This is a genomic window from Halalkalibacter alkalisediminis, from assembly GCF_028610705.1.
Classification (GTDB): Bacteria; Bacillota; Bacilli; order Bacillales; family Bacillaceae_D; genus Halalkalibacter; species Halalkalibacter alkalisediminis.
Map to the genome: position 1 here is coordinate 1 of NZ_JAQQWT010000080.1, position 4,334 is coordinate 4,334.

At 32.9% G+C, this 4,334-nt stretch carries 5 protein-coding genes and 1 pseudogene; 1 reads left to right on the forward strand and 5 read right to left on the reverse strand.

Annotated elements, in window-relative coordinates:
* Nucleotides 1-368: 368 nt before the first annotated feature.
* The 5 genes from PQ474_RS25575 to PQ474_RS25595 form a co-directional block, all read right to left on the reverse strand.
* The gene (locus PQ474_RS25575; RefSeq protein ID WP_390187262.1) at nucleotides 369-992 is read right to left on the reverse strand and encodes a recombinase family protein; all 624 of its coding nucleotides are present in this window, start codon (nucleotides 990-992) and stop codon (nucleotides 369-371) included.
* A 323-nt stretch (nucleotides 993-1,315) separates the two neighbouring features.
* Nucleotides 1,316-1,660 (reverse strand): cupin domain-containing protein, encoded by a 345-nt coding sequence (locus PQ474_RS25580; protein WP_273848400.1) that lies wholly within the window; start codon nucleotides 1,658-1,660, stop codon nucleotides 1,316-1,318.
* Between the two features lie 121 nt (nucleotides 1,661-1,781).
* Nucleotides 1,782-2,219: an HIT family protein gene (locus tag PQ474_RS25585; RefSeq protein ID WP_273848401.1), complete on the reverse strand. Its 438-nt coding sequence runs from the start codon at nucleotides 2,217-2,219 to the stop codon at nucleotides 1,782-1,784.
* A 258-nt stretch (nucleotides 2,220-2,477) separates the two neighbouring features.
* Nucleotides 2,478-3,269, reverse strand: a complete 792-nt coding sequence (locus tag PQ474_RS25590; protein ID WP_273848402.1) for a phosphotransferase — start codon at nucleotides 3,267-3,269, stop codon at nucleotides 2,478-2,480.
* A gap of 158 nt (nucleotides 3,270-3,427) precedes the next feature.
* Complete coding sequence (locus tag PQ474_RS25595) at nucleotides 3,428-3,982, reverse strand: hypothetical protein (RefSeq protein WP_273848403.1); 555 nt, start codon at nucleotides 3,980-3,982, stop codon at nucleotides 3,428-3,430.
* A 184-nt stretch (nucleotides 3,983-4,166) separates the two neighbouring features.
* On the opposite strand from PQ474_RS25595, the pseudogene PQ474_RS25600 reads away from it, so the two are divergent.
* A pseudogene (locus PQ474_RS25600) lies at nucleotides 4,167-4,334 on the forward strand (IS110 family RNA-guided transposase); the annotation flags it as partial.

Consider the following 4,334-nt stretch of genomic DNA (forward strand, 5'->3'; position numbering starts at 1 on the left):
TCAGGGCAGAATGGTAAATTTCTTCATACTCCTTCTGGATCTCGGCTAGTTTCATGGTTAGTGTCCCCCTCACTTAACTCGATTCATAAACGGCTTCACAATATTATTGAAATACTCATGGTTTAAAATGTCTTTTCGAAAATTATCGTTTTGCTTTGTATAGATAAAAATATGAGTGTAGATGAAATGACCTAAACAAATATAAATATTAGTTTAGCCGTTTTCAAGTGCTTTAGAATAATCCAGTTCGTAAATAGCCGCTTCAAAAAGTCTTTTTTAAAATTATTTTTATGTGTATATATAATGTCCGCTAGTTGCTGCGTGATCGAGTTCCATTGCTACACAGACCCCACATACAATAAAATTGTTTAAGAAGAACGTTTGGGATTAAGTAGTTCGTATTCATTTACCTTTTTATAAAAAGTTGATTTTTTCATTTCAACAATTTCCATAAATTCTATAGCCTTTATTTGTCCATTTTTCCATTGAAGATAAAGCTCATCCCATTCCTCGGGAAGGCTTTTTAAAGGTCGTCCAAATTTTGTTCCTTTCTTCTTTGCTGCTTCAATTCCTTCAGCTTGTCGTACACGAATATCAGAACGCTCTTTTTCTGCAAATGCAGTAAGAATTACAAGTACAGCTTGCTGGATAGCTTTTAATATTACATCATCTGTTTCACTATTCGTGTTAATCATAGGTTCCTTTATAAATTCTAGGTTAATACCATTTTCAACAAACCATCTATATTCTTTTAAGGTATCATCCATACTACGCCCCATTCGAGTAATGGAATCAAATACAATGGTATCTCCTTCTCTTAAACGACTAGGATCTTTTAAAGCTTGGTATTGAGGTCGATCAAAATTTTTCCCACTTTGCTTATCTATGTAAATATCTCTTTCATTAACTCCTGCATTTAAAATGTTTTTTATCTGCCTTGCTTCATTTTGGTCTTTACTGGAAATTCTTACATAACCGAAACGTTTTTTCAAAACTCTCACCCTTAAAAATTACTTTTTTATACAAAAAACGTCCAAAAAAGTATATCATCTTTAATGAACGTCTATAAAATAAATTATATATGATTACGGACTGAAATAATATAGATTTCTAACAGTCTATAAAAGTGTACTTAAACGGACACTAGGATTTTACATACAGACAGAAAAAAGCAACATAAAGTGTTTATTACGTTGCTTCAAAATTTAAGTTTCAGTTTTATAAAAAAGTTTGATCATTTTCTAGCTGTGTTGCTCCACAATCGCGCCCGATTGCGGAAGATCGTTATTGAAGAAAAGCATCCGTTAGTTGAAGATTATTCCTCTGTTAAAACTCTATCACCCTTGCTATTTGGCTGAGAAGTGACGATAAATTCTAATTTTTGGTTGGTTTTATTAAACATTTGGTGTGGAACAAGTGGAGAAACTTCAAAGCCCTCTTGTGAATTTAATTCTATTATAGTGCCATCAACCTCAAGCGTAGCTGTTCCTGATAAGACAAAGAAAAACTGCTGAGAATGATTATGATAGTGCCTTACTTCATATGTATTTGGTGGCATACGTTCATGAATAATACTTAAATCGTTTTTATTAACTAAGTACCAGCCATCGCAATTATTGCCCCAATTATAATGTTCTGCATTACTTTTGCTAATTTTCATAACTTGAACTCCTAACATTACTTATTAAATATTTGCTTATTAAACACTACTGCCTCGTTACTTCAACAAGAGAAAGGCGATAACCTTTATTAAGCTATCGCCCCCGATACTTGAGGAAGAATTAAATTATTCTTTTGATAAATTCTGCTAACTCATCCCTTGTATTTAATAATTTATTTTTTTCATTTTCGTTATTTAATGGCTCGTCCATATAAAAGTCAGCAAACGATTGATGTTTGTATCTTGGTATAACATGCATATGAAAATGAGTTAGCTCGCTAAAAATTCCTCCATTTTGACATATTGTTATACCGTCAGGTTTATAAAGTGCCTTTATAGCCTTTGAAATTAACCTTGATGCCTGTATTACGGCATTTGCGGTATCTTCATTAAGTTCATCGACATCTGCAAAATGCTCTTTTGGTAGTATCATAACATGACCTTCATTAAATGGGTCATGGTCTAAAATACAACAAACATATTCGTTCTCGTAGACTACATGTACAGGTGATAATTTATTAGCTAAACTACACCCTAAACAATTCAAATTCACATTCACATTCTCACCTCTAACATTACCTTCTGTATAAGACGCTTCTTCTTGTGCTAAACTGCTCGTTAGCTTAAGTACATTTCTTCACAATCTTCTCTATATACTTTAACATAAATATCCAATTTCCTAACTAAGTTTTATTCCACAATCTGGCCCTTTTCATGAAGAAAGACGCTTTCCTTATTTCAGAAAAGCACGCTATTACGGAAGAACGTTTCAAAGACTCAATTGAAGAAAAGCCACCCGTTAAATAAAAACCTACCCTTAAAACCACTCTTTTCCATGTTCACGAATGAATTTAATATCGTTTTGATAATGTTCAAGATGCCCTTCATCTATCATCTTTTGAAAAGCAATGTCACCATCATTGGCTTTTCTTGTAATTGTTTTACATAACCCTTCTAATCGTAGCAATACCATTTCCAAATAATCTTCATCTATTCCCTCACCGTAAGATTCAAAAAACAATCTAACTCTTTGTTTTATACGGTTAGCATGCTGTGATGAATTATAATAAACTTTCTCACCTGTTTCAGAAAGATAAAATCTACTTAAGGGAACGCAAGTATATAGAGTATAAGCTATGTCCCAAAGTCTTGGACCCGGTCCAGCAACATCAAAATCAATAATACCTATTGGTTTTTCATGATTAAAAATAATGTTGTATATTGCAAAATCATTATGGCATAGTACCTCAAATTGTTTCGGGGTGTTATCTATCGATTGCCAGCTATCATCAAATGAAAAATCACTCACAGAATCATGATAAAGACGGAGCATTTTTGCTATTTCTATTAAGACATTATCAGACCACATGTATTCTTTTAAAGGATAATTACCAGCTTTCCCTTCAATAAATGATAATATCTCTCTTCCTTTTTCATCAATTCCCAAAAACTTTGGTGCATAACTGAAACCTTTGTTCTCCAAATGCTTTAATAGCTTATGAATTTTGGCGCTTTCTGGATTTAATTCTCGTCGCACAGTATCTCCAGAACGATAAACGTTAGAGACATTCCCTCCTGTTAACATTTCTTCATTTTCATGGTTCGACATCTTTATATCCCCCCTATGACTTTCTATTGTTCTACTAATGCTCCTTTAACTTCATAACAATCATCGCAAATTTCCATTAGCTCCACAATTAGTTATTCAAGAATATGGCCCGATTGCTGAAGATCGTTATTAAAGGAAAGCTCTTCGTTAGCTGAAGATTAATAACTTGTTTGAATTTCCTCAATTACATCTCCTTCAAAAGAAAGTCCTGTAACGGTAGCACCCAGAAGTTCTCCATCTGCAATTAAAAACCAAAACCTATCATCATTATTATATTTTATCACTCTGGCTTGATATTCTTTTCCGTCCTTCGTGATAACTTGTACTTTCTCAATTTCAGGGTCAGTTATTTTCCCTCTAAGTAAATCTGTATAACTTGATAAATAATCTTTTAATTCTAAATGCCCCCAATTCAACTTAGAGTCCTCTAACAGATACAAACTTCCTCCACGAACAATTTCCCACCCTAAGAAGTTTTTCTCCAAGATTACATTCCCAAACGACGAATCTTCACCATGACCCCACTCGTAAAAGGCGATAGCTTTATTTTTTTCGAGTAATTCAATATGAGCTACCTTTAATTCTGGTTGTTCTAATGCCATAACAGCCTTTGTAATTTCTTCTACATCGTCTTTTTTCAATATCAAACTAAGAAAATAAGCACCAATTATAAGTAAAACAATAGTAAAAACTAATATTATTTTTTTTGACATATACTTCTCCAAGCTCCCCTTCGTAAACTGTATAATTTAATTTTTAACTTTTTTCTTATTAAACTCTTCTGCCCTTTAGCATTCCTGTAGTGCGTTAATTTCAACTTTGAAAAAAATAGAGCTCCTCAGTAAGATATGAGTATAGACACCACTCTAAAACTCAAAATCAAGGAGGAACTCTTATATGAAGTTTAAAATGCAAGACAAACAAAATCAACTAATTGAAAGAATTTCTGATAAACATCTTGTTGTTGGTGTGGATATTGCACAACAATTTCACGTAGCTCGAGCTGTGAACTTCCGTGGGATTGTAGTAGGCGATCCTCTATCTTTTGAAAATAATGAAGAAGGT

What these genes read in the sequence shown, in the direction of transcription:
- PQ474_RS25580 (WP_273848400.1), bottom strand. Translation starts at nt 1,660, where the DNA reads ATGAAAATTAGCAAAAGTAATGCAGAACATTATAATTGGGGCAATAAT.
- PQ474_RS25595 (WP_273848403.1), bottom strand. Translation starts at nt 3,982, where the DNA reads ATGTCAAAAAAAATAATATTAGTTTTTACTATTGTTTTACTTATAATT.
- PQ474_RS25590 (WP_273848402.1), bottom strand. Translation starts at nt 3,269, where the DNA reads ATGTCGAACCATGAAAATGAAGAAATGTTAACAGGAGGGAATGTCTCT.